At 65.2% G+C, this 2,956-nt stretch carries 2 protein-coding genes and 1 pseudogene; all 3 read right to left on the bottom strand.

The window, feature by feature from the left end:
• Positions 1-380 (bottom strand): annotated as a pseudogene (locus EN750_RS26955) (two-component sensor histidine kinase); the annotation flags it as partial.
• A complete protein-coding gene (locus EN750_RS26950; RefSeq protein WP_127398453.1) occupies positions 371-1,063 on the bottom strand; it encodes a response regulator transcription factor in 693 nt (230 codons plus the stop codon). The gene EN750_RS26950 and the pseudogene EN750_RS26955, both read right to left, overlap by 10 nt.
• 3 nt (positions 1,064-1,066) lie before the next feature.
• Complete coding sequence (locus tag EN750_RS26945; RefSeq protein ID WP_127398451.1) at positions 1,067-2,605, bottom strand: DUF4173 domain-containing protein; 1,539 nt, start codon at positions 2,603-2,605, stop codon at positions 1,067-1,069.
• Positions 2,606-2,956: the final 351 nt, after the last annotated feature.

Below are 2,956 nucleotides of genomic sequence, written 5' to 3'. Positions count from 1 at the left end.
GCGGTGGCAGCGATCGCCGCCGGCCGGGTCGGCAGCACATAGTCGGAGGCGAGATCGAGTTGCGGCTCGATCGGCTTGTACAGCGGGCCCGGATTGACGCTTCGGCTTGAATCCCCGCCTGGCCCCGGCATCGGCGCGCCGAGCTTGTCCGCCGCAATGCCGGCGTCACGCACATCCTGCGCATAGATGGCAGCGATGGCCGCCCCTTGCGCGATCAGCTCCGCTTCGGTCTGGCGGATCAGCTGGTTCTCGTAGAGGCGGAAAAAGAACAAGCCGACCAATGGCAGGGCCATCACCATGATCAGGATGGCGACGACGACCGTGGCAAGCCGTGGCCGCCACTTGCGGCCGATCCATTTGCCGGAAGTCGTCAGCCGCATCGGCCAAGCCGGAAGCCGACGCCATGCACGGTCTCGATGGCATCCAGGCAACCCACTGCTGCCAGCTTGGCGCGGATGTTGCGGATATGGCTGTCGACGGTGCGGCCGGCGACATGGATATTTGTGGCATAGGCGCTGGCCATCACCGCGTCGCGGTCGAGCACATGCGCGGGCCGCGCCAGGAATCCCTTCAGGATCGAGAATTCGATCCCCGTCAGGGCAAGCGCCTTGCCGTCGAAGCTGGCAGCGTGACTGGCCGGCGCCAGAGCCAATTTGCCATGCGAAAACTGCCTGTTGTCGACCGGTTCGGCCGCCGCCGGGCGGGCGCGCCGCAGGATGACGTTGACGCGGGCGACCAGTTCGCGCGGGCTGAATGGTTTCGTCACATAGTCGTCGCCGCCCATTTCGAGTCCGAGGATGCGGTCGATCTCCTCGTCGCGCGCGGACAGGAACAGCACCGGCACATCGGATGTGTGCCGCAGTCGCCGGCAGACCTCCAGCCCGTCCATCTCCGGCATACCGATGTCGAGCACGACAAGGTCGGGCGCCCGGCGGCCGACCGCTTGCAAGGCGGCGGCACCGTCGGCCACCCCTGTCGTTTTCATGCCGGCCTTTTCCAGCGCAAAGCAGATCACCTCGCGGATATGCGGGTCATCGTCGGCGACGAGGATGTGATGCGGCATGGATCAGCGGCCCGGCATGGAAGGTTCGATAGCGGAGGGAATCACGAACGGCCCCATGGTGTCGAGATATCGAAGCAGCCGCCAGTCGCGAAAGCTCCAGGCCCGCCAGTTCTGCTGGATAGTTCGATACCAGATTTCATCGCTGCCGCGCACGCCAGCCAGTTCGCGGACAGTGCCGGCCGCCGCCGTCTTGCCCTGTTGCTCGAGGAAGCGATCAAGTGCGGGAAACGCGCCCGGACCGAGCGAGTGAAGATACCAGGCGTCTAGGGGAATGCCCTGGCCGGTCATTTCGAGGGAATGGTCGACATTGTAGTTGGCGATCGTCGCTGCAAAATTGATGAAACAGCCGGCATAAAGCGTCAGGGATAACGTCAGAAGATTGGCGGACAGCAGCCATTCGTTGGATTTTCTCAGCGCGATGCGGGCAATGATCAGGGCAAGGCCTGCTGCCACCAGCCCCATCCAGACAAAGGCGGCGACGCGCCAGTAGGTCAATGCATAGATGCCGACATAGAGGTCGAGCCGCAGGATCGACGAAATGACCAGCATGATGTTCTGCGCCACCCAGGCATAGACCAGCCGGCGGATAAGCGGATCGGCCGATGTCTCGCTGCCTGGCCGCAGCGCCGCCAGCACGAAGCCGGCGGCAAGCAGCGCGGTGACGATCAGGGGATAGGCGCCACGATGCGCGTAGGAGGCGTAGCTCAGCCCGTCGGGAAGGGCGGCCCCGCCCCACAGATAGGTGGCGTCGAGCGCCGTCTGCAGCGCAAACAGGATGTTGAAGACGATCAGGGCGCGCAGGATGGCGGCCTTGCCGAACAGGATGTCTTCGATGGTGGTGGCGGTTTTGTCGGCTTGAGCGCTGACCGCCGGCGCCGCGCGCGGGATGCGGCGAACCAGGCGCGGCAGGCGCGGCCGCAGAAAAGCCCAGACAGCAGCCAGCACGAACAGCCAGAAGGCAATCCGCGCCAGCTGGATAAGATCGAGCAGCCTCACGAGGTCGATCAGCGACAGCCAGTAGTCGATGACCGGATTGGCGGCGCCGAACAGCGCCAGGAAGACCGCGCCCAGCGTCAGCGGCATCACCCAGACAGCGATCGCCGCCAGCCGGATGCGCCGCCGGCCGAACCGCCGCGCCGTCCTGCGCCAGCGGACGAAATCATTGGCGAAGCGGAACGGCGCCGCCAGCCCGAACAGCACGATCTGCCCGGCAATACGGGCGATGCTGTGCCGCAGCCGCCCGCTCAGCGAAAGGGCAAAGACGGTCAGCGCCGCCAGCGCGATCGAAACCGACAGGGTGCTGACGTTTTCAGCCAGCGGCAGCAGCGCGACAAGCAAGGCGATGGGCTTGAGCCAGACCCGACCGTCGCTGAAAGCCGCCGGATGCACGGCGACAACCGCGGCGGCAATCAGCAGGGCGAACAGGAAAACCGTGATCCCGGCGGGCTGGCCGTAGAACAGGAAATCCGCAAGTGCCGCCAGCAGGATGGCGACACCGAAGCGGCTGCAATAGCTCGGCGCGGCGGAGAACAACGCTGTCATGATCGGGCTTTCCTGATGGCGTCCCGCCGGGTTGCCGGCGGGCTCTTGCGGACAAAGGAAATGAGGATCGCCGTGGGATTCGCGCGCGGCGGATCGGCCAACCACCAGTCTTCGCGGCGCAGCCGGTAAGGCAGGGACCATCGGGGTTTTGCTCGGTTTTGCATGCCGTCTGTTTGTCAGGCCGGCGGGGAAAGGGTGAGGCGGATCGGAGGAGGTTTTCCGCAGGCCTGTGCAGTTTTCGTGCAGGCAATTGTTGAGGTCGAATTCGCCATCTTTCTAACGTCGGCGCTGCCCCTCACCTGCCTGCCGGCATCCTCTCCCCGTAAACGGGGCGAGGGACGCTCTTGCTGT

Origin of the sequence: Mesorhizobium sp. M7A.F.Ca.ET.027.03.2.1 (assembly GCF_003999175.1) — a bacterium.
Classification (GTDB): Bacteria; Pseudomonadota; Alphaproteobacteria; order Rhizobiales; family Rhizobiaceae; genus Mesorhizobium.
The sequence above is the reverse complement of the archived record's forward strand: the minus strand, read 5'-3'. Positions and strand labels throughout refer to the sequence as shown.